The 25,059-nt window shown below is 48.2% G+C and carries 21 protein-coding genes; 8 read left to right on the plus strand and 13 right to left on the minus strand.

Annotated features, from left to right (window positions below; all coding sequences use genetic code 11):
• The first annotated feature begins 55 nt into the window (after nt 1-55).
• Together caiD and caiE are read left to right on the plus strand one after the other, a co-directional pair.
• Nucleotides 56-841 carry a crotonobetainyl-CoA hydratase gene (gene caiD / locus ACJHW7_RS07090; RefSeq protein ID WP_001295419.1) on the plus strand — a complete coding sequence of 262 codons (786 nt, stop codon included), beginning with the start codon at nt 56-58 and terminating at the stop codon, nt 839-841.
• A gap of 5 nt (nt 842-846) precedes the next feature.
• A complete protein-coding gene (gene caiE / locus ACJHW7_RS07095; RefSeq protein ID WP_021556394.1) occupies nt 847-1,437 on the plus strand; it encodes a carnitine operon protein CaiE in 591 nt (196 codons plus the stop codon).
• A gap of 118 nt (nt 1,438-1,555) precedes the next feature.
• Here the strand turns inward: caiE and caiF are convergent, their stop codons facing one another.
• The 11 genes from caiF to ACJHW7_RS07150 form a co-directional block, all read right to left on the minus strand.
• On the minus strand, nt 1,556-1,951 hold the full coding sequence (gene caiF, locus ACJHW7_RS07100) for a carnitine metabolism transcriptional regulator CaiF (protein WP_000333125.1): 396 nt from the start codon (nt 1,949-1,951) through the stop codon (nt 1,556-1,558).
• Between the two features lie 261 nt (nt 1,952-2,212).
• The gene (gene carB, locus ACJHW7_RS07105; protein WP_001126357.1) at nt 2,213-5,434 is read right to left on the minus strand and encodes a carbamoyl-phosphate synthase large subunit; all 3,222 of its coding nucleotides are present in this window, start codon (nt 5,432-5,434) and stop codon (nt 2,213-2,215) included.
• A 17-nt stretch (nt 5,435-5,451) separates the two neighbouring features.
• Nucleotides 5,452-6,600, minus strand: a complete 1,149-nt coding sequence (carA, locus tag ACJHW7_RS07110; RefSeq protein ID WP_000597260.1) for a glutamine-hydrolyzing carbamoyl-phosphate synthase small subunit — start codon at nt 6,598-6,600, stop codon at nt 5,452-5,454.
• 455 nt (nt 6,601-7,055) lie between these two features.
• A complete protein-coding gene (dapB, locus tag ACJHW7_RS07115; RefSeq protein ID WP_000543604.1) occupies nt 7,056-7,877 on the minus strand; it encodes a 4-hydroxy-tetrahydrodipicolinate reductase in 822 nt (273 codons plus the stop codon).
• Between the two features lie 166 nt (nt 7,878-8,043).
• Nucleotides 8,044-8,958: a ribonucleoside hydrolase RihC gene (gene rihC, locus ACJHW7_RS07120; RefSeq protein ID WP_040234475.1), complete on the minus strand. Its 915-nt coding sequence runs from the start codon at nt 8,956-8,958 to the stop codon at nt 8,044-8,046.
• A 65-nt stretch (nt 8,959-9,023) separates the two neighbouring features.
• Entirely contained in the window at nt 9,024-9,974 is a 951-nt protein-coding gene (ispH, locus tag ACJHW7_RS07125) for a 4-hydroxy-3-methylbut-2-enyl diphosphate reductase (RefSeq protein ID WP_001166395.1), read from the minus strand.
• Nucleotide 9,975: 1 nt separating this feature from the next.
• Nucleotides 9,976-10,425, minus strand: coding sequence for an FKBP-type peptidyl-prolyl cis-trans isomerase (gene fkpB, locus ACJHW7_RS07130; RefSeq protein WP_000004655.1), 450 nt, complete (start codon nt 10,423-10,425; stop codon nt 9,976-9,978).
• 87 nt (nt 10,426-10,512) lie between these two features.
• A complete protein-coding gene (gene lspA, locus ACJHW7_RS07135) occupies nt 10,513-11,007 on the minus strand; it encodes a signal peptidase II (RefSeq protein WP_000083369.1) in 495 nt (164 codons plus the stop codon).
• Nucleotides 11,007-13,823, minus strand: a complete 2,817-nt coding sequence (ileS, locus tag ACJHW7_RS07140; protein ID WP_001286856.1) for an isoleucine--tRNA ligase — start codon at nt 13,821-13,823, stop codon at nt 11,007-11,009. The genes lspA and ileS overlap by 1 nt, the downstream gene beginning before the upstream one ends.
• Nucleotides 13,824-13,865: 42 nt before the next feature.
• Nucleotides 13,866-14,807, minus strand: a complete 942-nt coding sequence (gene ribF / locus ACJHW7_RS07145; RefSeq protein WP_040234473.1) for a bifunctional riboflavin kinase/FAD synthetase — start codon at nt 14,805-14,807, stop codon at nt 13,866-13,868.
• Nucleotides 14,808-14,814: 7 nt separating this feature from the next.
• On the minus strand, nt 14,815-15,033 hold the full coding sequence (locus tag ACJHW7_RS07150; protein ID WP_001300728.1) for a DUF2575 family protein: 219 nt from the start codon (nt 15,031-15,033) through the stop codon (nt 14,815-14,817).
• Between the two features lie 102 nt (nt 15,034-15,135).
• Here ACJHW7_RS07150 and rpsT point away from each other — a divergent pair, with 102 nt between their 5' ends.
• The 6 genes from rpsT (at nt 15,136) to ACJHW7_RS07180 (ending at nt 22,306) form a co-directional block, all read left to right on the plus strand.
• A complete protein-coding gene (gene rpsT / locus ACJHW7_RS07155) occupies nt 15,136-15,399 on the plus strand; it encodes a 30S ribosomal protein S20 (protein ID WP_337450323.1) in 264 nt (87 codons plus the stop codon).
• 483 nt (nt 15,400-15,882) lie between these two features.
• On the plus strand, nt 15,883-17,304 hold the full coding sequence (gene espX1, locus ACJHW7_RS07160) for a type III secretion system effector EspX1 (RefSeq protein WP_040234472.1): 1,422 nt from the start codon (nt 15,883-15,885) through the stop codon (nt 17,302-17,304).
• 300 nt (nt 17,305-17,604) lie between these two features.
• Nucleotides 17,605-18,138, plus strand: a complete 534-nt coding sequence (locus tag ACJHW7_RS07165) for a fimbrial protein (RefSeq protein WP_000759928.1) — start codon at nt 17,605-17,607, stop codon at nt 18,136-18,138.
• 49 nt (nt 18,139-18,187) lie between these two features.
• Complete coding sequence (locus tag ACJHW7_RS07170) at nt 18,188-18,871, plus strand: fimbria/pilus periplasmic chaperone (RefSeq protein WP_001220139.1); 684 nt, start codon at nt 18,188-18,190, stop codon at nt 18,869-18,871.
• A gap of 12 nt (nt 18,872-18,883) precedes the next feature.
• Nucleotides 18,884-21,334, plus strand: a complete 2,451-nt coding sequence (locus ACJHW7_RS07175) for a fimbrial biogenesis outer membrane usher protein (protein WP_040234471.1) — start codon at nt 18,884-18,886, stop codon at nt 21,332-21,334.
• Nucleotides 21,335-21,346: 12 nt separating this feature from the next.
• The gene (locus ACJHW7_RS07180; protein ID WP_040234470.1) at nt 21,347-22,306 is read left to right on the plus strand and encodes a hypothetical protein; all 960 of its coding nucleotides are present in this window, start codon (nt 21,347-21,349) and stop codon (nt 22,304-22,306) included.
• 38 nt (nt 22,307-22,344) lie between these two features.
• Here ACJHW7_RS07180 and nhaR read toward each other — a convergent pair whose 3' ends face one another.
• Together nhaR and nhaA are read right to left on the minus strand one after the other, a co-directional pair.
• On the minus strand, nt 22,345-23,244 hold the full coding sequence (gene nhaR, locus ACJHW7_RS07185) for a transcriptional activator NhaR (RefSeq protein ID WP_001338226.1): 900 nt from the start codon (nt 23,242-23,244) through the stop codon (nt 22,345-22,347).
• Between the two features lie 65 nt (nt 23,245-23,309).
• A complete protein-coding gene (nhaA, locus tag ACJHW7_RS07190) occupies nt 23,310-24,476 on the minus strand; it encodes a Na+/H+ antiporter NhaA (RefSeq protein WP_000681368.1) in 1,167 nt (388 codons plus the stop codon).
• Between the last annotated feature and the right edge of the window lie 583 nt (nt 24,477-25,059).

Genomic DNA, 25,059 nt, shown 5'->3' on the forward strand with positions numbered 1-25,059 from the left:
TGCATTTTTTGCAGGGATGTTGTCGTCCCTGAAAAAGCAAAAATGGAGAAAAGGAATGAGTGAATCATTACATCTGACCCGCAATGGATCAATTCTGGAAATTACCCTTGATCGCCCAAAAGCGAATGCTATTGATGCAAAAACCAGCTTTGAAATGGGCGAAGTATTTCTAAATTTCCGTGACGATCCGCAATTACGTGTCGCCATTATTACCGGTGCCGGAGAGAAATTCTTTTCCGCGGGCTGGGATTTAAAAGCGGCAGCAGAAGGCGAAGCACCGGATGCTGACTTTGGCCCGGGTGGTTTTGCGGGATTAACCGAAATTTTCAATCTCGACAAACCGGTTATCGCAGCTGTGAACGGCTACGCCTTTGGCGGCGGTTTCGAACTGGCGCTGGCGGCAGATTTTATTGTTTGTGCCGATAACGCCAGCTTCGCCCTGCCGGAAGCCAAACTGGGCATCGTTCCTGACAGCGGCGGTGTGCTGCGTCTGCCGAAGATCCTGCCGCCTGCCATCGTCAATGAAATGGTGATGACCGGCAGACGAATGGGCGCAGAAGAGGCGCTGCGTTGGGGGATAGTCAACCGCGTGGTTAGCCAGGCGGAACTGATGGATAACGCCCGCGAACTGGCTCAGCAGCTGGTTAACAGCGCCCCGCTGGCGATTGCGGCGCTGAAAGAGATCTACCGCACCACCAGCGAAATGCCGGTAGAAGAAGCGTATCGCTATATTCGCAGCGGCGTGTTGAAACACTATCCATCGGTTCTGCATTCGGAAGATGCCATTGAAGGGCCGCTGGCGTTTGCCGAGAAGCGCGATCCGGTGTGGAAAGGACGTTAACAACCGTGAGCTATTACGCCTTTGAGGGGTTAATTCCGGTGGTTCACCCGACGGCGTTTGTCCATCCCAGTGCAGTCTTGATTGGCGATGTGATTGTGGGAGCCGGTGTCTACATTGGCCCACTCGCCTCACTGCGTGGTGACTACGGGCGGTTGATCGTGCAAACGGGAGCCAATATTCAGGATGGCTGCATTATGCATGGCTACTGCGACACTGACACCATCGTTGGGGAAAACGGCCATATCGGGCACGGAGCGATCCTGCATGGTTGTGTGATTGGTCGCGATGCATTGGTCGGGATGAACAGCGTGATTATGGATGGCGCGGTCATTGGCGAAGAGAGCATTGTTGCCGCCATGAGCTTTGTCAAAGCATGCTTTCACGGCGAGAAACGCCAGTTGTTGATGGGTACGCCAGCCCGCGCTGTACGCAGTGTTAGTGACGACGAGTTACACTGGAAACGGTTGAATACCAAAGAGTATCAGGATCTTGTCGGGCGCTGTCATGCATCGTTACATGAAACGCAGCCACTGAGGCAAATGGAGGAAAATCGCCCCCGTTTGCAGGGGACGACGGATGTGACGCCTAAACGGTGATCTTGCCGGATGCGGCGTAAACGCCTTATCCAACTCTGCTGGAGAGCAACCGTAGGCCGGATAAGATGCGCCAGCATCGCATCCGGCGACCAGGTCGCACGGTATCATCGAAATGACATTAACGACGCATACTCTTTGACAACATCATCTGCCACTTCTGCTCGCGGTTAAGTTCCGTGAGCGGAACGGCAGGAATACGCGGTGTCTTTCTTACGCCGACTAATTTTTCCCGACTGTTATTGCGCAGGCGCGCGTAAATTTGCTCATCGATATCGACCACTTTAACCAGTCGCTGACACTGGCATCCCCGCCCTTCCAGCTTATTAGGGATCATCTTAACTTCGCAGCTTATTTCTGTGACTTCCGACAGAATATAAGTCAGGGTATTAACCGCCTTGCTGTGTTCAATATCGAAATGAATAGAGATCTCTCTTGCTATCACCCACCGATTTTCAGCCATCATCCATTCGGCGATTAACAAGTAGAGTGGTTTTTCAACATATCCTTCACACATACGAACTCCAGTTTCACAAATTAAAAGTCTGGCTATGACTCGTTTTGAAGCAATTAAACAAGGCCATATTAAAATTGTGGATATATCGATAGTATGCAACTTCACCGTCGATAAGTGTGAGCTAAATCCTGCTTATGTCATCAAAAATATCGATTCCCCAAAAGATTTACTTAATGGGCAAAAAAAAACGGTCCTCATCAGAGAACCGTATTAGTTATTCGATCAAATTAGCGGATGAAAAATATCCGCCATGACACGCTATTATTTGATCTGTGCGTGCATTTCCTGCACCGAAATTACTTTTTCAGTCGCATCGGCATTCAGCGCCATCGCGGTAGCGAAACCACCGTTCAGGGTGGTGTCATAATGCACTTTATATTGCAGCGCACTGCGACGGATCACGCGGGAGTCTTCAATCGCACGACGACCTGAGGTGGTGTTGATGATGTAGGTATATTCGCCATTCTTAATACGGTCCTGAATGTGCGGACGGCCTTCATGCACCTTGTTCACCAGACGCGGATTGATACCCGCTTCGCCCAGCACAATCGCCGTGCCGTGGGTCGCATCCAGCTCGAAGCCCTGTTTCAGCAGTTTTGCCGCCAGGTCCACCACGCGTTCTTTATCGCCTTCGCGCACGGAAAGCAGCGCACGACCGTGTTTCTTCATGGTGGAGTTGCTGCCCAGCTGCGCTTTGGCAAACGCTTCAGCGAAGGTGCGGCCCACGCCCATGACTTCCCCGGTAGAGCGCATTTCTGGCCCTAACAGCGGGTCAACGCCCGGGAATTTATTGAACGGCAGCACCACTTCTTTCACCGAGTAGTACGGCGGGATAACTTCTTTGGTTACGCCCTGCTCAGCCAGCGATTTGCCAGCCATCACACGCGCCGCCACTTTTGCCAGCGGTACGCCGGTGGCTTTGGAGACGAACGGAACGGTACGCGCCGCACGCGGGTTAACTTCAATCAGGTAGACTTCGTTGTTTTTCACCGCAAACTGCACGTTCATCAGGCCGCGCACCTGCAATTCGAAGGCCAGTTTCTGCACCTGCTGGCGCATCACATCCTGAATTTCCTGACTTAAGGTGTAGGCTGGCAGAGAACATGCGGAGTCACCGGAGTGCACGCCCGCCTGCTCGATGTGCTCCATAATGCCGCCAATCAGCACCATTTCGCCGTCGCAGATGGCGTCCACGTCAACTTCTACTGCGTCATCAAGGAAATGATCCAGCAACACTGGCGCATCGTTAGACACGCTAACCGCCGTCTGGAAGTAGCGACGCAGGTCAGCTTCGTCATAGACGATTTCCATCGCCCGACCGCCGAGAACGTAAGACGGACGCACCACCAGCGGGTAGCCAATCTCTTTTGCCTTCTCAACTGCCATTTCAATAGCAGTAACGGTGGCGTTCGCCGGTTGTTTCAGTTTCAGACGCTCAACCGCATGCTGGAAGCGTTCACGGTCTTCCGCACGGTCGATGGCATCCGGGCTGGTACCGATAACCGGTACGCCAGCAGCTTCCAGCGCGCGCGCCAGTTTCAGCGGGGTCTGACCGCCGTACTGGACGATAACGCCTTTCGGCTTCTCAATACGCACAATTTCCAGCACATCTTCCAGCGTTACCGGCTCGAAGTAGAGGCGGTCGGAGGTGTCGTAGTCGGTGGAGACGGTTTCCGGGTTACAGTTAACCATAATGGTTTCGTAACCGTCTTCACGCAGCGCCAGCGAGGCGTGTACGCAGCAGTAGTCGAATTCGATACCCTGACCGATACGGTTCGGGCCGCCGCCGAGCACCATGATTTTTTCACGGTCGGTAGACGGATTCGCTTCGCACTCTTCTTCATAAGTGGAGTACATGTAAGCGGTGTCGGTGGCAAACTCTGCCGCACAGGTATCCACGCGCTTGTAGACCGGGTGCAGGTCATACTGGTCACGCAGCTTACGGATTTCCGCTTCGCGCACGCCCGCCAGTTTTGCCAGACGCGCATCGGCAAAGCCTTTGCGTTTCAGCTGGCGCAGGAAGTCAGCGTTCAGGCCAGTGATGCCCACTTCCGCCACTTTCTCTTCCAGACGCACCAGTTCTTCAATCTGTACCAGGAACCAGCGGTCAATGTTGGTCAGGTTGAAGACGCCGTCCACAGACAGGCCCGCACGGAAAGCATCGGCGATGTACCAGATACGCTCTGCGCCTGCGTCTTTCAGTTCGCGACGGATTTTGGTTAACGCTTCCGGGTCATCCAGGCTCACTTTCGGGTCGAATCCAGTCGCACCGACTTCCAGGCCGCGCAGCGCTTTTTGCAGGGATTCCTGCTGCGTGCGACCAATCGCCATCACTTCGCCAACCGATTTCATCTGAGTGGTCAGACGGTCGTTAGCACCGGCGAATTTTTCGAAGTTGAAGCGAGGAATTTTAGTAACCACATAGTCGATGGACGGCTCGAAGGAGGCCGGAGTACGTCCGCCAGTGATGTCGTTCATCAGTTCGTCGAGGGTGTAACCCACCGCCAGTTTCGCCGCCACTTTAGCAATCGGGAAACCGGTCGCTTTCGACGCCAGCGCCGAAGAACGGGACACGCGTGGGTTCATTTCGATAACAATCAGGCGACCGTTTTTCGGGTTCACCGCAAACTGGACATTGGAACCACCGGTTTCAACGCCGATTTCACGCAGCACCGCCATCGAGGCGTTACGCATGATTTGATATTCTTTGTCGGTCAGCGTTTGGGCTGGCGCGACAGTGATGGAGTCACCGGTGTGGATGCCCATCGCATCGAAGTTTTCGATAGAGCAGACGATGATGCAGTTGTCGTTTTTATCACGCACCACTTCCATCTCGTACTCTTTCCAGCCGATCAGCGACTCATCAATCAGCAACTCTTTGGTCGGAGAGAGATCCAGACCGCGGGCGCAAATTTCTTCAAACTCTTCACGGTTATAAGCGATACCGCCGCCGCTACCGCCCATGGTAAAGGATGGGCGAATAATGCACGGGAAGCCCACGTCAGCGGCAACCGCCAGCGCTTCTTCCATCGTGTGTGCGATACCGGAACGCGCGGTTTCCAGACCAATTTTCTTCATCGCTACGTCGAAACGACGGCGGTCTTCTGCTTTATCAATCGCATCGGCAGTGGCGCCAATCATGGTGACGCCGAACTCTTCCAACACGCCCTGACGTTCCAGCTCCAGCGCGCAGTTCAGCGCCGTCTGACCGCCCATAGTTGGCAGCACCGCGTCCGGGCGCTCTTTTTCAATAATCTTGCGTACCACTTCCCAGTGAATCGGCTCGATGTAGGTCGCATCGGCCATTTCCGGGTCGGTCATGATGGTCGCCGGGTTGGAGTTCACCAGAATGACGCGGTAACCCTCTTCGCGCAGGGCTTTACATGCTTGCGCGCCAGAGTAGTCAAACTCACACGCCTGACCGATAACAATCGGGCCCGCACCCAGAATCAGGATACTTTTTATATCTGTACGTTTTGGCATGGCTCTTTTACTCCTGATTACTTAGCGGTTTTACGGTACTGCTCAATTAACTCGATAAAGTGGTCGAACAACGGCGCGGCGTCGTGTGGACCAGGGCTGGCTTCCGGGTGACCCTGGAAACTGAACGCCGGTTTATCGGTGCGATGAATGCCCTGTAACGTACCGTCGAACAGGGATTTATGCGTGACACGCAGGTTTGCAGGTAATGTTGCTTCATCCACCGCAAAACCGTGGTTCTGGGCGGTGATCATCACCACGTTTTTCTCAACATCTTTAACCGGATGGTTGCCGCCGTGGTGACCAAATTTCATTTTGACAGTCTTCGCACCGCTCGCCAGCGCCAGCAGCTGATGACCGAGGCAGATGCCGAATACCGGAATATCGGTTTCGAGGAATTTCTGGATGGCGGTAATGGCGTAATCGCACGGGGCCGGGTCGCCAGGACCGTTGGAGAGGAAGATGCCGTCTGGATTCATTTTCAGCACATCTTCCGCAGAAGTTTGCGCCGGAACGATGGTCAGGCGACAGCCTCTATCCACCAGCATCCGCAGGATGTTGCGCTTGGCACCAAAATCATAAGCCACGACGTGGAACGGCAGCTCGTCTTCTTTTTTCGCTTCTGGCAGGCCACCGGTCAACGTCCAGCTCCCTTGTGTCCAGCTATAGGCTTCTGCGGTGGTCACTTCTTTTGCCAGATCCATGCCATTCAGACCTGGGAACGCGCGGGCTTTTTCTAACGCCAGCGCCGCATCCGGGTTATCGCCTGCGATAATGCAGCCATTCTGTGCGCCTTTCTCGCGCAGTAAACGCGTCAGCTTACGGGTATCGATATCGGCAATCGCCACGATGTTATGGCGCTTCAGGTAAGAAGAGAGATCTTCGGTATTACGGAAGTTGCTGGCAATCAGCGGCAGGTCGCGAATCACCAGACCTTGTGCATGTACCTGAGAAGATTCTTCATCGGCGTCATTAGTGCCGACATTGCCAATATGGGGATAAGTAAGAGTAACGATTTGACGAGAATAGGAAGGATCAGTGAGGATTTCTTGATAACCGGTCATTGAAGTATTGAAAACGACTTCCCCAACCGCCGAACCTGTTGCCCCTATGGCCCGACCGTGAAACTGGGTTCCGTCTTCCAGAACCAATAGCGCTGACTTAATCAAAACACCCTCCAGAGAATATTCACTCACTTTATTTGCATATTAATTCACAATGATGACGTAAATCAATGCAAATCTGCTTACCGACGAATTTCTGGCAAACGGCGGCATTCTGGAGATATGGGCGCTAAAAGTCAACTTAATGGCAGGATTTTTTATATTATTTTGTGGCTCATGCATGTTTTACAGGTATTAAGCGACAAAAAGATCATATAACCTGTTCTGGAAAACGCTTGCGCAGCAAGAAGATTGCATGAAATAAAAACGAGCAGGAAAAAGTGGACCAAATGGTCAAAATTTACATTAAAACAACAAAAATAGAAGACAAAACATGTTATTTTTAGCACTTATAGACAACTTAAAAACATAACACTAAAAATAAAAGGGCCAAAAATTAAAGCCCTTTACAATCAATAAATTAAATGTGTTATTTTTGCACAATAACAAATATTTTGTGGTTACAAATTATTGAGATCAAGTACATCTCGCATATCAAAAAGACCACTTTCCTTACCACTCAACCACAAAGCCGATCTTACCGCACCGTTAGCAAATGTCATGCGGCTGGACGCCTTATGGGTGATCTCCAGACGCTCGCCAATATCGGCAAACATCGCGGTATGTTCGCCAACGATGTCACCTGCACGCACGGTGGCAAAACCAATGGTACCAGGCACACGTTCACCGGTATGGCCTTCACGACTGTAGACCGCGCAATCTTTCAGATCTTTATCAAGGGCGTGGGCGATCGCCTCTCCCATTGCCAGTGCGGTGCCTGACGGCGCATCAACTTTATGTCTATGATGTGCTTCAATAATTTCGATATCGGTGTAGTCACCCATCACTTTGGCTGCTTTCTCCAGCAGCTTAAGCATGACGTTAACGCCAACGCTAAAATTGGCGGCAAAGACAATCGCAATATCGGCGGCGGCGTCACGAATCGCCTGTTTACCGGCTTCGTCAAACCCCGTAGTGCCGATCACCATCCCTTTGCCATGCTGGCGACAAAAAGCGAGATGGTTCAGCGTACCTTCCGGACGGGTAAAATCGATAAACACATCAAAATCATCTTTTACCGCATCGAGGCTGCTTTGCACGGTAACGCCTGTTTTCCCTGCACCAGCCAGCTCACCGGCGTCGCTGCCCAGTAAAGAAGATCCTTCGCGCTCCAGCGCCGCGCCCAGCTGCACGCCTTCTAATGCCAGCGCCGCCTGAATCAACTGGCGGCCCATACGCCCCCCGGCTCCCGCGATGGCAACGCGGATGTTTGCATCATGCATAGCTATTCTCTTTTGTTAATTTGCATAGACCGTTTTCAGAGTAACCAGCGCATCGCTACGCCGCCAGCCAAAAACGCTGATAATTAGAAATTAATGATAAACAGGGAGGGATATCAGTGAAAGGCATGAGTCGATGAATGACTGCATGCCAATAACATGTGACAGGTTACGGCGCCAGAGCCAGCACCTCAGCCACCCACTGTTGGAAGCCTTTTACATTCAGATCCAATGCCACCTGTACATTGGCTGGTTTGCCCAGGCAACCGTCGATATCAACCACCGTCGTGCCTGAGGTAAATTCGCCTTGAGTTTCTACCGCGACAAAACACGGCTTGAGGGTGAATAAGTCCGGGCGCACCAGCCAGGCGATGGCGCAGAGATCGTGCATTCGCAGACCGCTTTGCATACTGCCGCTACGGTAGTGGCTAAACAGGGCGTGGAGCATTTTTCCGGTGCGATTCAACTCCGGTAAAGTAGCGAGATAGTCAGGGGTTAATATTGCCTGATTGGTGACATCCAGACCGCACATGACAATTTCGATGCCGCTACGGAAGACACAGGCAGCCGCTTCTGGATCGGCAGCGATATTAAACTCGGCGTTTGGTGTGCAGTTGCCGCGAACGGCAGAACCGCCCATGATCACCAGACGACGAATATACGGTTTACATTCCGGGCATTGTGAAAGTAACAGCGCAATATTGGTTAACGGGCCGATGGCCACCAGGGTAACGGGCTCTGGTGCACGCATCAGGGCATCCCGAATCGCCAGAAACGCCGGTATCCCGAGTGGCTTTCGGTTGTGCTCAACAAAGTCGTAGCCAGCCATTCCCGATTCGCCGTGCACAGATGCTGCATCACGCGGTGCGCGTACCAGCGGCACAGCGGCTCCCTGGGCGAGCGGAATCTCCGCATTCCAGAAATGCAGCAGTTGCAGGGCGTTGCGGGTGGTTTTCTCAACCGAGACATTACCCGCGACGGTGGTCATCAGTTGCAGGTCGAGTTCGGGGGCAAAAATCGCGGCGGCAATGGCGACGGCATCGTCAATGCCGGGGTCAGTATCGAGGAAGATAGGTAAACGCATGTTTTCTCCATAAAAAATGCCGGTAACAAGACCGGCATTTTCGCATAACTTAGGCTGCTAATGACTTAATCGACTTCACGAATATCGACACGCAGCTCTTTCGGCACTTCGAAAACAATGTTTTCTTCACGGCCTTCCAGCGGAATGGCTTCACCACCGCCCAGTTGCTGCAAACGTGCCACCACATTCTGCACCAGAATATCCGGAGCCGATGCGCCCGCAGTCACGCCGACGCATTTAACCTCTTTCACCCACTCTTCCTGGATATCTTTCGCATCGTCAATCAAAAACGCGCGTTTGCCCATACGCTGGGCCAGCTCCGCCAGACGGTTGGAGTTGGAGGAGTTTTTCGAACCGACCACCAGCACAACTTCCGCCTGTTCTGCCAGGGCGCGTACCGCTTCCTGACGGTTAGTCGTGGCGTAGCAGATGTCATCTTTGCGCGGACCGACAATTTTCGGGAAGCGTTTACGCAGCGCGTCGATCACATCAGACGTGTCATCCACCGACAGCGTGGTTTGGGTCATAAAGGAGAGCTTCTCTTCGTTTTTGACCGTCAGTTTCCACACATCGTCTGGCGATTCAACCAGATACATTCCCCCTTCCGGGTTGCTGTACTGACCCATTGTCCCTTCCACTTCCGGGTGCCCGGCGTGGCCGATGAGAATAGATTCTTCGCCACGGCGACTGGCGCGGGCAACTTCCATATGCACTTTGGTCACCAGCGGACAGGTGGCATCAAACACCGTCAAATCGCGGCTTTTCGCTTCGTTACGAACCGCCTGAGAAACACCGTGTGCGGAGAAAATCAGGATCGCGCCGTCCGGCACTTCGCTAATCTGCTCAATAAAGATAGCCCCACGCTCGCGCAAGCTATCGACCACGTAGCGGTTATGCACCACTTCGTGACGGACATATATCGGTGCGCCGTAAATGGCCAGCGCGTTTTCAACAATGCTGATAGCGCGGTCTACCCCGGCACAAAAACCACGCGGGTTGGCCAACAGGATCTGCATGTTACGCCTCCAGTGCCGGATCGATCTCCAGCACTTCAATATCAAAATGAACGGTCTGCCCGGCCAGCGGATGGTTGAAATCAACGGTAATGGAGTCGCCGTTAATTTCGCGGATCACGCCAGGCATCTCACTGCCATCCATTGCGGTAAAAAGCATGATTGCGCCAATTTCTGGCTCGCCTGCATCCATAAACTCACGGCGGGAGAAGTACTGAATCAGGTCCGGTGACGGCACGCCAAACGCCGCATCTGGCTCCAGCGAGAAGGTGGTTTTATCGCCCACTTTCAGCCCCAGCAGGTGTTGCTCCAGCCCTTCAGAAAGAGAAGCATCACCCAGGCGGAACAGCGCCGGTTTACCGTTGTTGCGGGTAGACTCGGCGGTGGTGCCATCGTCGAGTTTTAGCGTGAAGTGCACCAGGACGGCGCTATTGCTCTGTACAGATTCAGACATGCAGGTTTGCTCTTATATTTTGAGGATTTTTGCCGGATGCGGCCTACGATTTCGCAGCAATCTGTAGGCCGCATCCGGCAGGGTTTATTATTGTTTTTTCGCTTTAGAAGGTAAAAAACCTTCCAGCACAATCAGTGCCGCACCGACACAAATGGCAGTATCGGCAAGGTTGAAGGTGGCGAAGTGCCAGTCGCCGACGTAGAAGTCGATCATATCGACAACGAAGCCGTGCCACAGGCGGTCGAACAGGTTGCCCAGCGCGCCGCCAATAATCAGCGCGTAAGCGATATTGTTTAGCTTCTGCGTGGCCTTCGAGCGATACATCATCACTGCCAGGATCACGCTAATACCAATCGCAATACCGGCAAAGAACCAACGCTGCCAGCCGCCGCTATCGGCAAGGAAACTAAACGCCGCGCCATAGTTACGCGCATAATGCAGATTAAGCGACGGGAACAGCGGGACCGTATCCCCCAGAGCAAAGTTCTGGAGGATCAGGTATTTGCTGCCCAGATCGATAATCAGCACGACTACCACCAGCCACAGCCAGCGTAGCCCTGTTGAACAGATCGATTGACTCATCAGGCAAACTTACGTTTTTCACCGTCACCGGCGACGTTGCTGACACAGCGGCCGCAGATTTCTGCGTGTTCCGCCACCTTGCCGACATCCTGGGTGTAGTGCCAGCAGCGTGGGCACTTCTCACCTTCGGCTTTACTCAACGCGACTTTCAGCCCTTTGAGTACTTCGCTCTGCTGAGCATCAGCAGGTGCGTCGTTATAGTCTGCAACGGTAGCGCCGGAGGTCAACAGGACAAATCGTAATTCATCGCCCAGCGCGGTCAGTTTCGCCGCCAGTTCCGGTTCTGCATACAAGGTTACTGCCGCTTCCAGCGAGCCACCCACTTTCTTGTCGGCACGCGCTTGCTCAATGACTTTGTTCACTTCGCCACGCACTTTCAACAGCTCGTCCCAGAACGCATCGTTCATTGCTTCACTGTCTGCCAGACCAAACAGGCCTTCGTACCACTCACCGGTGAAGACGTATTTTTCACGTTCGCCCGGCAGGTAGCCCCACACTTCATCAGCGGTGAAGGAGAGGATTGGTGCCATCCAGCGAACCAGCGCTTCTGCGATGTGATACAGCGCAGTCTGGCAGCTACGACGCGCCACGCTGTCCGCTTTGGCGGTGTACTGACGGTCTTTGATGATGTCGAGGTAGAAGGAACCCATCTCAACGGAGCAGAAGCGCATCAGACGCTGTACCACTTCGTGGAAATCGTATGCTTCGTACGCCTTGAGGATGTCTTCCTGTGCCGCTTTCGCACAACCTACGGCCCAGCGATCCAGTACCACCATCTCTTCCGGTTTCACCATATCTTTTGCTGGATCAAAACCATTCAGGTTTGCCAGCAGGAAGCGCGCGGTGTTACGGATACGACGATAGCTATCGGCAGCACGTTTCAGGATCTCGTCAGAAACGGCCATTTCACCGGTGTAGTCGGTTGATGCCACCCACAGACGCAGAATATCCGCGCCCAGTTTGTTCATCACATCCTGCGGCGAAACGGTGTTGCCGATGGATTTAGACATCTTGCGGCCCTGACCATCCACGGTAAAGCCGTGGGTCAGTACCTGACGATACGGCGCTTTGCCTTTCATCGCGGTGGAGATCATCAGGGAAGACATGAACCAACCACGGTGCTGGTCAGAACCTTCCAGATACATGTCCGCTGCGTGACCGGCAAATTCCGGACGCACGTCAACAACAGAAGAGTGGGTAGATCCGGAGTCAAACCATACATCCAGCGTATCCGGCACTTTCACGTACTGATCAGCTTCATCGCCGAGGATCTCTTTCGCATCAAGATCCCACCACGCCTGGATGCCGTCAACTTCAACGCGTTTTGCCACTTCTTCCATTAGTTCGAGGGTACGCGGATGCAGCTCTTCCGTGTCTTTGTGCACGAACAGTGACATCGGTACGCCCCAGGTGCGCTGACGGGAGATACACCAGTCAGGACGGTTAGCAACCATCGACTCGATACGCGCCTGGCCCCAGTCCGGGATCCACTGCACGCCTTTGATCTCTTTCAGTGACTGCGCACGCAGACCTTTCTGATCCATGCTGACGAACCACTGCGGCGTCGCGCGGAAGATGATCGGCGTTTTGTGACGCCAGCAGCACGGATAGCTGTGCTGCATTTTCTCAACGTGCAGCAGCGCGCCTTTTTCCTGCAGCAGCGCAACGACGATGTCGTTCGCTTTGAAGACGTTCACGCCATCCAGCGTCGGATAAGTGCCCGGCAGATAAGTGCCGTCCGGGCCAACCGGGTTAGCGGTTTCCAGGCCGTATTTCTGACCGATCACATAGTCGTCCGGTCCGTGGCCAGGCGCGGTGTGAACGGCACCGGTACCGGCATCCAAGGTAACGTGATCGCCGAGGATTGCCGGAACGTCGAAACCCATAAACGGATGGGTAAAGCGCAGCAGCTCAAGCTCCGCACCTTTTACCGTGCCGAGAATGGTGTAATCGGTCACGCCGATACGCTGCATTACGCTTTCAACCAGATCTTTCGCCAGAATCACGGCCTGACCGTCGATCTGCACCAGCGCATAGTCGAAATCAGGTGCAATAGAGATTGCGCGGTTCGCAGGCAGAGTCCACGGCGTAGTGGTCCAGATTACCAGCGAGATTGGGCCGTTAACGTTGCTTACGGCAAATTTTGCTTTCAGTGCATCCTGATCGACTGCCTGGAAAGCAACGTCGATGGACGGAGAAGTTTTGTCGTAATACTCAACTTCCGCTTCCGCCAGCGCAGAACGGCAGTCAACGCACCAGTGAACTGGCTTCGCGCCTTTGTGCAGGTGACCGTTGCCGATGATTTTGCCCAGCGCGCGGATGATATTGGCTTCAGTTTTGAAGTCCATGGTCAGGTACGGGTGCGACCAATCGCCCAGCACGCCCAGACGGATAAAGTCTTTGCGTTGACCGTCAACCTGGGTCGCCGCGTATTCGCGGCACTTGGCGCGGAACTCGGCGGCGGTGAATTTCTCACCCGGCTTACCGTATTCTTGCTCTACTTTCAGCTCGATCGGCAGACCGTGGCAGTCCCAGCCAGGCACATACGGCGAGTCATAACCGGAAAGCCCTTTGGACTTCACGATAATGTCTTTCAGAATCTTGTTAACCGAGTGACCAATATGAATGCTGCCATTCGCATAAGGAGGGCCATCATGCAGAATGAAGGTTTTTTTGCCTTTTTTAGCCGCACGGATGATGCCGTACAGATCATCATCAGTCCAACGCGCCAGCATTCCCGGTTCGCGCTTGGCGAGATCGCCACGCATCGGGAACCCTGTTTCCGGCAAATTCAGGGTTGATTTATAGTCACTCATCAGATTCTCGGTTCCGTGTTTCGGTTTGATTACATAACAGGCTTAAGCCGGTTTTGTTAGCCCAAAAAATTCGCGGGCGGTTAATTCATCACGCGCAATCTGCGCTTTCAGTTCGTCCAGCGACGCAAATCGCTGCTCATTGCGTATTTTTTTACGCAGCACTACTTGTATATGGCGACCGTAAAGGTCCATTGCAACATCTAACAAATGCACTTCCAGCTGCTGGCGAATACCGGCAACCGTTGGGCGTGTTCCGATGTTTGCCACGCCGGGTAACGGCTTTTCACCGAGGCCCAGCACTTCTACCGCATAAACCCCTTTCACCGGGGAAACCTGACGGCGTAGCGGTACATTCGCCGTCGGGAAACCTATAGTGCGCCCTAATTCATCACCGTGGACTACACGCCCGGAGATGGCAAACGGGTGCCCCAGTAAACTTTCTGCCAGAGCCAGATTGTCATCAGCCAGCGCCTGACGCACGGCGGTGCTGCTGATACGCACACCACCTTCGCAAAAAGTTTGCGTACTGGTGATATCGAAGCCGTATTCCATGCCAGCTTTCTGTAATAACAAGAAATCGCCTTCACGACCAGCGCCAAAGCGGAAATCATCACCTACGGCAAGAAATTTTACGCGCAAATGCTTCACCAAAAGATCGCTGATGAAATTTTGCGCGGTTAACGCCGCAAAACGCCTGTCGAAACGCACGCACAGCACGTAATCAACACCACACTCTGCAAGGTAACGCAGTTTTTCCCGCAGCCGGGTCAGTCTTGCCGGGGCTTTATCGGTAGCAAACAGTTCCAGTGGTTGAGGTTCAAAAAGCATCACTATCACCGGTAAGTTGCGCTTGCGCCCTTCTTCCTGCAAGCCCTGTAACAGCGCGCGATGACCGCGATGCACGCCGTCGAAATTACCAATAGTCAGCACACACCCTTCTTGCGGGGCCTGGCTGAGATTATGTATGCCGCGTATCAGCTTCATGTCTGGCTCAAAACAGTGAAAATCGTCCGAGTATACCTTGTACAGCGGTCAAGGTTAACCGGCGATTGAGTACCGAAATCAGAAAGAAGTGGCTTTTCATTGCCATGGCGCAAATCACGGGAAGAAACTGACCGCCTGCTGCAATTTTTATCGCGGAAAAGCTGTATTCACACCCCGCAAGCTGGTAGAATCCTGCGCCATCACTACGTAACGAGTGCCGGCACATTAACGGCGCTTATTTGCACAAATCCATTGACAAAAGAAGGCTAAAAGGGCATATTCCTCGGCCTTTGAATTGTCCATATAGAACACATTTGGGAGTTGGACCTTGGCTAATATCAAATCAGCTAAGAAGCGCGCCATTCAGTCTGAAAAGGCTCGTAAGCACAACGCAAGCCGTCGCTCTATGATGCGTACTTTCATCAAGAAAGTATACGCAGCTATCGAAGCTGGCGACAAAGATGCTGCACAGAAAGCATTTAACGAAATGCAACCGATCGTGGACCGTCAGGCTGCTAAAGGTCTGATCCACAAAAACAAAGCTGCACGTCATAAGGCTAACCTGACTGCACAGATCAACAAACTGGCTTAATCGCCAATTTGCTGAAGCTTTGTGAAAAAGCCCGCGCAAGCGGGTTTTTTTATGCCTGCTGCTTTTGTGATGCGTGAGAGAACACACTGCCGGTTGCCAGATAGTCAAAAGTTGCAGGTTCTTGCAGACATGCCGTTGCACTATCTGAACTCTTAGTGGCTTAAGAATCGTAGAACCATCGGCTGATACATTCTGAACAAGAATATCTACTCAATCTCCAGACTCCCCCACAAAGAATATGGATATTGTGATACACATTGAGGTATTAAACTTAAGACCACTCTATTTTTGAATTAAATTCCTATATACTTTAACCATTCATAAATATCTCCTCATTAGACCTTGTAAATTATTAACAGCAATCAACACAGGTTAAATACCTATTTATATTGTACTTCTTAAAATTAATGAGCGATTTTTGATAGTAGTCACATTCACTCATAAATTAAATTAATAAAAATTCATCAACTTCAAGGACTGATAATGACAGATGGTATCTCAACTTCGCCACATTGTCTTTATAAATCAAATATAGTAGATGATGTAATAATAAATAAAACAAGACAAAATGAGTTAGTAAAAGTGTTTTGCGAGTATAAAACAGAGTTCTTAATTTTGTTTGATGACTTTTTCAGAAGCCAGGATTTGCCTAAACCATCTCCAGTCCTCCATAATTTTTTTCAATATACTCATCTGAGAGATGCACATTTTTATAGATGTAAACTCATAGAACATACAGTTCAATTTTCTTTTTTTAAACACAAAGGCATCACATTACTTAGATTGGATGTTTTTGATGACAGAACAAGCGAATGTCTTTCTGAAGAGATTAAGATATATCAAGAATGCTATGAAAAATTCGTTAAGTTTTTAAAGGCAAACTTCAACCAGGAAATATACCCACAGCTATATACTCCTGAAATATTTTATGAGGCCTGCAGAAATCTCCAGTCATTTTATGCTCATCAGGAGACGTCACAAAACGCTAAATATAGTGCAATAGACAAGAAAAAAAGTCATCTTAACCAGGAAATCAAAAAGCTAATTAAAAAAAATATTTTCCCTGAGCTATACAATGAGCAATGCAATAAAATCCCCTCCTCATCGACAGATGATAACCAGCAAATAACATGGCAGAATTTTAAAACTAGCAATGCGGCATATTCACAACTATGTGAAAAATTATCTTTATTTAAAAGCGTGCCCAGTCGGTTAATAGAAAAATCAGCTTACTGCTCAACTGAAAACATGATCACCAATAAATTTGATGTTGTCTTTTCTTACTGCGGAGATAATATAAAGGAATTTATACTTTTATTACCCTATAATAAATCGCTGGAGATGTATGAACTTAACGAGCAAAAGATCCAGTATGTGACTACCCCTAATATTAATATAAATAAACTGTTGCTATCAAATATAACAATAAAAAAGAGCAACCTTTCATATGGGTATTATTTTGGTTGTGTATTATCCAATATATCATGTTTTGAAAGCGACTTATCAAACACCATCTTTTCAAATGGAGAAATAAACAACCTCTTCATTAAAAAAAGCAACATATTTGGAACATCGTTCACTAATACCATGATAAAAAATTTGCGCTGTGAAGATATTATGCCTGGCCGATGGACCACTCAACTTGTCAATAAGCACTTAGGTTACAGATACACAGGAGTATTCAAAACCCTGGCAAGTATTGATGACAAACCGTCCCGTTTCGAAATTTTGATACCATTGGTACAAACTTTAGTTCGCGACAATGTAAAGCTAAATAATGATGTGTATAAAGAACTGAAAAAGTTTATGCACGATTACGACAAAACATCCCCAGAAATGAGAAAATACCTTCAGAGCATCAACGAGTCTATGTTCCTTATGAAAAAAATATCTCATCAAGATTAAAACACCCAAAAAAGAAGTAATTTCAGAATGAAATTACCTGTGATAATTATTAATTAACTGCAGAGAAATAAAAAATAATCTGAAGCATGCTCTGAAACATCCTACTCTGTCACTCTAATGATGGCACCTTGCTCTTCTTATAAAGAAGGGAACAATTAAGAATATTAAATTTTCAAACTTTCATCAACTTCACATCAAGAAATTAAAAAATTTAAACATTAATCTAAATAATAACAACCTGATCACATAATCGGGTTTGAAAACGAGTGACCTTCCATACCAGTTAATTAAGGATGATTTATGAAAAAGTATATTATTCCCTTCGTTGCGACAACGTTGATGTTTAGCGCAACAACCTTCGCCAAGGATGTCGATCAAGGAACACTAACCATTAGAGGAGAAGTTGTTGATACAACGTGTTACTTTGTTAATGGTGATTCGACAACAGATATCGTTGTCGAAGATGTTGTAACCAGTGCAATGAATCAACTTATCAATAATGAAATCTATACTTTAAAAACCGGTTCAACCTCTCATGACTTAGAAATTCAGTGTGACGGAAATACAGCCCCAAGTATCGAAGTACTAGCATCAGAGTTTGATGCTAATAACTTTACGCTGAATAAAGGAACTGCTGAGAACATTGGCTTTGCCATTTTCCTCGATGATGGGACTTTGACCAGAATGAGACCAGGGTTAAAAACACCGCTGAAAGATAATGGCTCTGGTCAATATTTTCTCAATTTAAATGCACAATATGCCCGCACAAGTGGCAATCCTGTTACAAAAGGCTCCGTAGAGTCAACCGTAACGATTAAAATCAGTGCAGATTAACGTTTTTTGCCGGTAGCTCTGCTACCGGTATTATTTACGGAGTGATTACGTGAGAATAATAATAGCATTACTGATGTCATTTTTTATTTTACCTGTTCATGCCGGTGTGGTCATCTATGGTACGCGCATTATTTATCCTGAAAAAAACAGAGAAGTTCTCGTACAGTTAATGAATCAAAGTAAAAATGCCTCTTTAATTCAGGCATGGATCGATGATGGGAACACCACTATCGCGCCAGAAAAAATTCAGGTCCCATTTATTCTCACACCGCCAGTAAGTCGTGTAGCAGGTGGTTCTGGCCAACAACTTAAAATAAGAAAAATGCCAAACAATTTGCCTCACAATAAAGAAAGTTTATTTTACCTAAATGTTCTGGATATCCCTCCAAACAACCCACAAAATGCAGGAAAAAACAAAATTAAACTTGCATTGCAAAACCGTATAAAGCTACTTTGGCGTCCAAGCGGAATAGCTCCGGTAGATAAAAAAAGCCTTTCTCAATTAAATATCAAAAAGAAAAATAACGCCATCTCAATAAACAACGAAACAGCCAACTGGATAACGGTTACAACTATCAAAGCACAAAACGTGAAAGTTAATAATGAAAGTATCTTACTGCCTCCATTTTCAAATAACGACATTACATTAAAAAATAACCACGCATCAGAATATGAACTAACGGTAGTTGATGATTACGGGAATAACATCCATAGTAAAATCGCCGCGAGATAACAGGAAAAAGTCATGTTAAGGACGACACGATGGGTCGCTGCTATTATTTTTTTGTATTCTTTTCCGGGTTATGCTGAAGAAACTTTTGATACACACTTTATGATCGGCGGCATGAAAGGAGAAAAAGTTTCCGAATATCATTTCGATAATAAACAACCGCTTCCAGGAAACTACGAACTTGATTTTTATGTAAATAACCAGTGGCGTGGAAAACAAGATATCACGATCCCAGAGTCACCAGTCAAACCATGTCTGCCTAAGGTGCTACTAACCAAACTGGGGGTAAAGACCGGTAACCTCAATACAGAAGATAATTGTATTTTACTGGATAAAGCGGTTCATGGTGGACAATATCAGTGGGATATCAGTGAACACCGACTAAATTTAACAGTACCACAGGCGTATATCAATGAACTTGAAAGAGGCTACGTTCCCCCAGAAAGTTGGGATCGCGGCATTGATGCTTTTTATACCTCCTATAATTTAAGTCAGTATCGCTCTTATGACAGCAATAATAACAGTCATACAGCCAGTTATGGCCGGTTTAACAGCGGATTAAATTTATTTAGTTGGCAGTTACACTCTGATGCCAGTTATAGCAAACCTGATGATATGAAAGGCAAATGGCAAAGTAATACTCTTTACCTGGAACGTGGCTGGTCGCAGATATTAAGCACAGTTCAGATAGGAGAAAATTACACATCCTCACTCATATTCGACTCTCTGAGATTTAGCGGAATACGCTTATTTCGCGATATGCAAATGCTACCTGATTCTATGCAGAGCTTTACACCTTTAGTACAAGGTGTTGCGCAAAGTAATGCCTTGATAACTGTTTCGCAAAATGGCTACATCATTTACCAAAAAGAGGTTCCCCCGGGACCATTTACTATCGCAGATTTGCAACTCTCGGGCAGCGGCTCTGATCTCGATGTCAGCATAAAGGAAGCAGATGGCAGTGTTCGTTCCTTTTTGGTGCCCTACTCTTCCGTGCCTAACATGCTGCAACCTGGTATTTCAAATTTCGATTTTATCGCCGGACGCAGTAAGATATATGGTGTAAAGAATCAGGAGGACTTTCTCGAGGCAAATTATATATATGGCCTCAACAATCTTTTGACACTTTATGGCGGTACGATTTTATCCGATAACTATAATGCTATAACTCTGGGAAATGGTTGGAATACACCGCTGGGTGCCATCTCTTTTGACGCTACCCGATCGAGTAGTAAGTTAAATAATGATACCAGACACGAAGGTACGAGCTATCAGGTCGCCTATAATAAATATCTATTGCAAACGGCCACTCACTTTAGCGTGGCCGCCTGGCGTTATGCTTCGCAGGATTACAGGACATTCAGCGACCATCTTTACGAAAATGATAAAATAAATCATCAGAGTGACTATGATGATTTTTATGATATTGGCAGAAAAAATAGCCTTTCTGCCAATATAATGCAACCTTTATCCAATTATCTGGGAAATGTATCATTAAGTGTACTTTGGCGGAATTACTGGGGGCGAAGTGGAAATGCTAAAGATTACCAATTCAGTTACTCCAATAACTGGCAACACATTAGTTATACTTTCTCTGCCAGCCAATCCTATGATGAAAACGATAAAGAAGAGGAGCGTTTTAATCTGTTTATCTCCATTCCTTTCTACTGGGGTGATGATATTGCCAAAACACGTCACCAAATTAACTTATCGAATTCTACCTCATTTTCCAAAGATGGCTATTCCTCCAACAATACTGGAATTACTGGCATAGCCGGTGAACATGATCAGTTAAATTATGGTATATATGTTAATCAGCAACAACAAAATAATGATACCTCGCTTGGTACGAATTTAAGCTGGAGAACTCCAATCGCCACAATAGATGGCAGCTATAGCCATTCTAAAAACGCCTGGCAAAGTGGTGGAAGTATTAGTAGTGCATTAGTTGTCTGGCCCGGTGGTATTAATATCACTAACCAGCTATCCGATACATTTGCAATTCTGGATGCGCCTGGGTTAGAAGGGGCGCATATTAATGGACAAAAATACAACCGAACAAACAGCAAAGGCCAGGTTGTTTACGACCTGATGATACCTCATCGTGAAAACCATCTGGTACTTGATATAGCAAACAGTGAAAGTGAAACCGAATTGCAGGGCAATCGTCAAATTATTGCGCCTTACCGTGGAGCAGTTTCTTATGTGCAGTTTACAACTGACCAACGTAAGCCCTGGTATATACAGGCACTGCGTCCCGATGGTTCGCCATTAACTTTTGGCTATGACGTACTGGATCTCCAGGAAAACAATATTGGAGTCGTTGGCCAGGGTAGTCGCCTTTTTATTCGCGTAGATGAAATTCCAACTGGCATAAAAGTTGCTCTCAATGATGAACAGAATTTATTCTGTACTATTACTTTTCAACACGTTATCGATGAAAACAAAACATATATATGCCAGTAAAAGGAGTTTACTATGAAGTGGCTTTTATTAATCACCTTGAGTCTATATTCTTTTATTGTGCAAAGTGCTCCCTGTGGATTGACCAATATCGGGGAACAACGTGGAACATATATACTCAAGCCACTGAGTATGAAAGGTAATCTCACCGCCGAAAAAATTGAAAACACCGGAAATATCATTGAGTGTGCAGACTTGCAAGAGACGACTAACGCCATTAAAGTTCATTTTTTAACACAGAACGCTTTAAGGTTTAAAGTCGGAAGTCGTCATTATATTATTAATTTCCCCTTTGAATCTGACGGTAAAAAAATAGAGCTTCCAGGGAAGTCATCTTATAATTTAGAAGAGATGCTATCTGCGATAAATTTCACCATTCCATACTCTATCGCATCTGTATCAGATAGTTCCAACACCGCAGATATTTTTCCAGGAACTCCTTTTCCTTTGTTGTTCGAAATTGAAGTGAGTTCATGTACAGGGAATAATACTAATTGTAATAGCGTCCGCTTTAATTTTAATTTAAATACTATTTTACAGGTAAATTTAATGACCTGTGGTTTTGAAGATCAATCCATCGACACTGGACGATTTGTACTGTCTCGTATCAATAATGAAAATTATCAGTTTCATCATATAAGATTTGACTGCATCCAGGGCGAGCAAGGTGAATTAGTTTTTGAACCCAGTGACGTTGAATATTACTTTGAACCAGTGACGATACAGGAGTCAGGAACCAGCATATTAAAAAATGAGTTAGAAAACAGTGAGGACGGTGCGGGTCAAATAGGCTTTCAACTCTCCAATGATGGTACGAATGAAATCCAGTATGGTAAAAGCAATTACTACTCTTTTCAGCATCCCCATGAAGGAAGTAATCAGATTCCTCTATTTATTCGCCCGCGTACATATGGAAACAATGTCTCAAGCGGGCAAATAATGAGCCGAGTCAAAATCGTGGTAATGTACAACTAATCTATCTCCCCCCACCTTAACTTTGGGGGAGCTGCCGATTAACGCACCGCTGGACTAAAAAGCGCAGAATAATCCGTATTGCAGATTCGCTGTACCGCCGGGTGCTGAATCATCCGCTCAGCAAAAATAGCATGGTACTCTTCCATCACATTCTCGACGCGACCAATTTCTACGACAGTTTTATCGGCATAAAAGTCATATGCATAAAGCGTTGGGGCAACGAAGATTGCATTGTGCATCGCACCAAAAGCTTTCATCAACGCGGCATCATCAAACTCGCCAAGGATTTCTACGTTTAATCCCTGGGAGTTAAACCAGTTAAGCAATTTGCGCCCTAACATTGAACGTCGCCCAGGAATCAAAAGCCGCCGTTCTTCCAGACAAGCTGGGAACGGTTTTTCCGGCGGTGGATTTGTACACCAGAAACTCACGCCACATTCGCCAATTCTCACGGAGAACAGACCTTCCTGCTGCGTAGAATCTATCGGACAGTCGGAAATGATCATATCCAGTTTATGCTGGCTTAATTGCTCCAGCAGCATTTCGTGGGTGGATTCGAAGCAGCGAAGATGAATTGGCTCGCCTTCTACTACTGCAGCATTCAGCACGCTACTGACCAGACGTTTGGAAAGTGCATCAGCCACGCCAACGTCAAACAATAAATTGGATTCTTTACGATAGTTCACGATATCCAGCATTTCCTGGCTCAAGGTGAACATTTTATCGGCATAGCGATAGACCAGCTCCCCCAGCTCGCTGGGCTCGAGACCACGTCCCTTGCGCTTAAATAATTTGCCTTGCAGGCGCTCTTCCAGCGCCCGAATCTGTCCGGTAATGGTTTGTGGTGTTAAATAAAGCGCCTCCGCTGCGCCAACCACAGAACCTTCTTTATAAACATGCCAGAAGTAATACAAGTGGTTGTAATTGATATGAGACATGCTCATTTCTCTCCCTGATAACAATGAAAAGGGAGCCGTTTATGGCTCCCCGGTAAACCGTCCTGTCAAACTGATGGACGCAAACGAACGCGTAACCAGCTGTATCCAATTACCGCCGAAGAGATAGAACCGACCAGGATACCGAGTTTCGCCCAGTTAATCAGCTCTGGATCTACGCTACCAAAGGCCAGGCTGGCAATAAAGATAGACATAGTAAAACCGATACCGCACAGGATCCCCACAGCCATAATTTGCTGATAAGTCGTTCCCTCAGGCAGATGCGCCAGTTTCAAACGCAGCGCCAACCAGCAGAACAGACTAATCCCCAGCGGTTTGCCAATCAGCAAGCCAGCGATGATCCCCAATGGCAGAATGGAGGTCAAGCCATCCAGCGTGACGCCTTGCAGTGAAACGCCAGCATTAGCAAATGCAAACAGTGGTAAAATCAGATACGCCACCCACGGGTGCAACACATGCTCCAGTCGCTTCGCTGGAGAACGCCCATGCTTCTCTTTCAAAGGAATAAAGAAGCCGACAATTACCCCCGCCAGGGTTGCGTGAACCCCCGATTTCAACACTGCAGTCCACAACACTACGCCAACCAGAATATAGACGCCCGTGCGGCGTACACCACACAGATTCAATACCGCGAGTACCGCAATTGCTACAGCCGCGACGCCAAGAGAGGCCATCGATAAGTCATTAGTGTAGAACAATGCGATGATAATGATGGCCCCAAGATCGTCGATAATAGCCAGAGCCATCAAAAAGATCTTCAGTGCTAACGGAACACGACTTCCCAACAGCGCCAGCACACCAAGTGCAAAGGCAATGTCAGTAGCCGCCGGGATCGCCCACCCTTCGCGGGTAATCGGATCGGCATAGTTAAAGGCCAGATAGAGTAATGCCGGCACAATCATCCCACCAATAGCGGCGATAACTGGAAATGCGGCCTGGCGTAAGCTGGCTAGCGATCCTTGCATCAGTTCACGTTTAACTTCCAGACCGACTAACAGGAAAAATACCGCCATCAGCGCGTCATTTATCCATAACAGCATGTTTTTGTTGATTTCGAGTGAACCAACCCGGAGCTGAACCGGCGTCTCCAGAAAGTCGTGATACCATCCACTGGTTGCGCCGCTGTTGGCCATCATCATCGCCAGGATAGCGGCAATGATAAGAATAATGCCTCCCGAGGCATCACTGCTAAAGAATCGATGCAGATGTTTCACTTTTTATTTCTCTTTCAGGTGAATAGATCGTTTTTACTATTTTACCCCGCACGAATCATCGTTAAAATCAGATTATAGTGTAGGAATAATTCGTTTTTTACGATCTATAGAAGAATTTGCGCCATCAGCGGTGAGATGCGTTTTTGACGGCTGTAAGCGCTGACGGGTGACCCTAAGCCCTGATAATCATAGCTTAAGGTGAGGATTTCTGAGGGATTAATTAGGAAAAGTAATAATTAATTTGTTGTCAGTCGGCGATGTTTGTTAGGCCAATATTTCAAAAATAATCCAGCTTGTCGTCAATAATTGCGATGAAGAGATAAATTAAAGTTAAATAATTAAATCATTAAAAAATTACGCCATAAAAATGCGAGGCGTCTTCCGGATTAGAATCGATAAAACAGAATGGGTTAAAGAGAGCGATATAATAGCGGCGGGTGCTTGAGGCTGTCTGTCTCAGGCATTAGCTGAACGGCAGATAGAGAAAAGCCCCGAGTGATATTTTACCATCAACCCGAGGCCCCCTATATGCTGAACACATGTAGAGTGCCTCTTACTGACCGTAAGGTCAAGGAGAAGAGAG

It is taken from the genome of Escherichia sp. WS1152, from assembly GCF_046487665.1.
Taxonomy (GTDB): domain Bacteria; phylum Pseudomonadota; class Gammaproteobacteria; order Enterobacterales; family Enterobacteriaceae; genus Escherichia; species Escherichia coli.

Bases quoted from the DNA above. Each gene is read 5' to 3' on its own strand.
- caiD (WP_001295419.1), top strand. From the start codon at position 56: ATGAGTGAATCATTACATCTGACCCGCAATGGATCAATTCTGGAAATT.
- carB (WP_001126357.1), bottom strand. From the start codon at position 5,434: ATGCCAAAACGTACAGATATAAAAAGTATCCTGATTCTGGGTGCGGGC.
- nhaR (WP_001338226.1), bottom strand. From the start codon at position 23,244: ATGTCTCATATCAATTACAACCACTTGTATTACTTCTGGCATGTTTAT.
- fkpB (WP_000004655.1), bottom strand. From the start codon at position 10,425: ATGTCTGAATCTGTACAGAGCAATAGCGCCGTCCTGGTGCACTTCACG.
- espX1 (WP_040234472.1), top strand. From the start codon at position 15,883: ATGACAGATGGTATCTCAACTTCGCCACATTGTCTTTATAAATCAAAT.
- ACJHW7_RS07150 (WP_001300728.1), bottom strand. From the start codon at position 15,033: ATGTGCCGGCACTCGTTACGTAGTGATGGCGCAGGATTCTACCAGCTT.
- lspA (WP_000083369.1), bottom strand. From the start codon at position 11,007: ATGAGTCAATCGATCTGTTCAACAGGGCTACGCTGGCTGTGGCTGGTG.
- ileS (WP_001286856.1), bottom strand. From the start codon at position 13,823: ATGAGTGACTATAAATCAACCCTGAATTTGCCGGAAACAGGGTTCCCG.
- ACJHW7_RS07180 (WP_040234470.1), top strand. From the start codon at position 21,347: ATGAAGTGGCTTTTATTAATCACCTTGAGTCTATATTCTTTTATTGTG.
- ACJHW7_RS07165 (WP_000759928.1), top strand. From the start codon at position 17,605: ATGAAAAAGTATATTATTCCCTTCGTTGCGACAACGTTGATGTTTAGC.
- ribF (WP_040234473.1), bottom strand. From the start codon at position 14,807: ATGAAGCTGATACGCGGCATACATAATCTCAGCCAGGCCCCGCAAGAA.
- caiF (WP_000333125.1), bottom strand. From the start codon at position 1,951: ATGTGTGAAGGATATGTTGAAAAACCACTCTACTTGTTAATCGCCGAA.
- ACJHW7_RS07175 (WP_040234471.1), top strand. From the start codon at position 18,884: ATGTTAAGGACGACACGATGGGTCGCTGCTATTATTTTTTTGTATTCT.
- dapB (WP_000543604.1), bottom strand. From the start codon at position 7,877: ATGCATGATGCAAACATCCGCGTTGCCATCGCGGGAGCCGGGGGGCGT.
- ispH (WP_001166395.1), bottom strand. From the start codon at position 9,974: ATGCAGATCCTGTTGGCCAACCCGCGTGGTTTTTGTGCCGGGGTAGAC.
- rihC (WP_040234475.1), bottom strand. From the start codon at position 8,958: ATGCGTTTACCTATCTTCCTCGATACTGACCCCGGCATTGACGATGCC.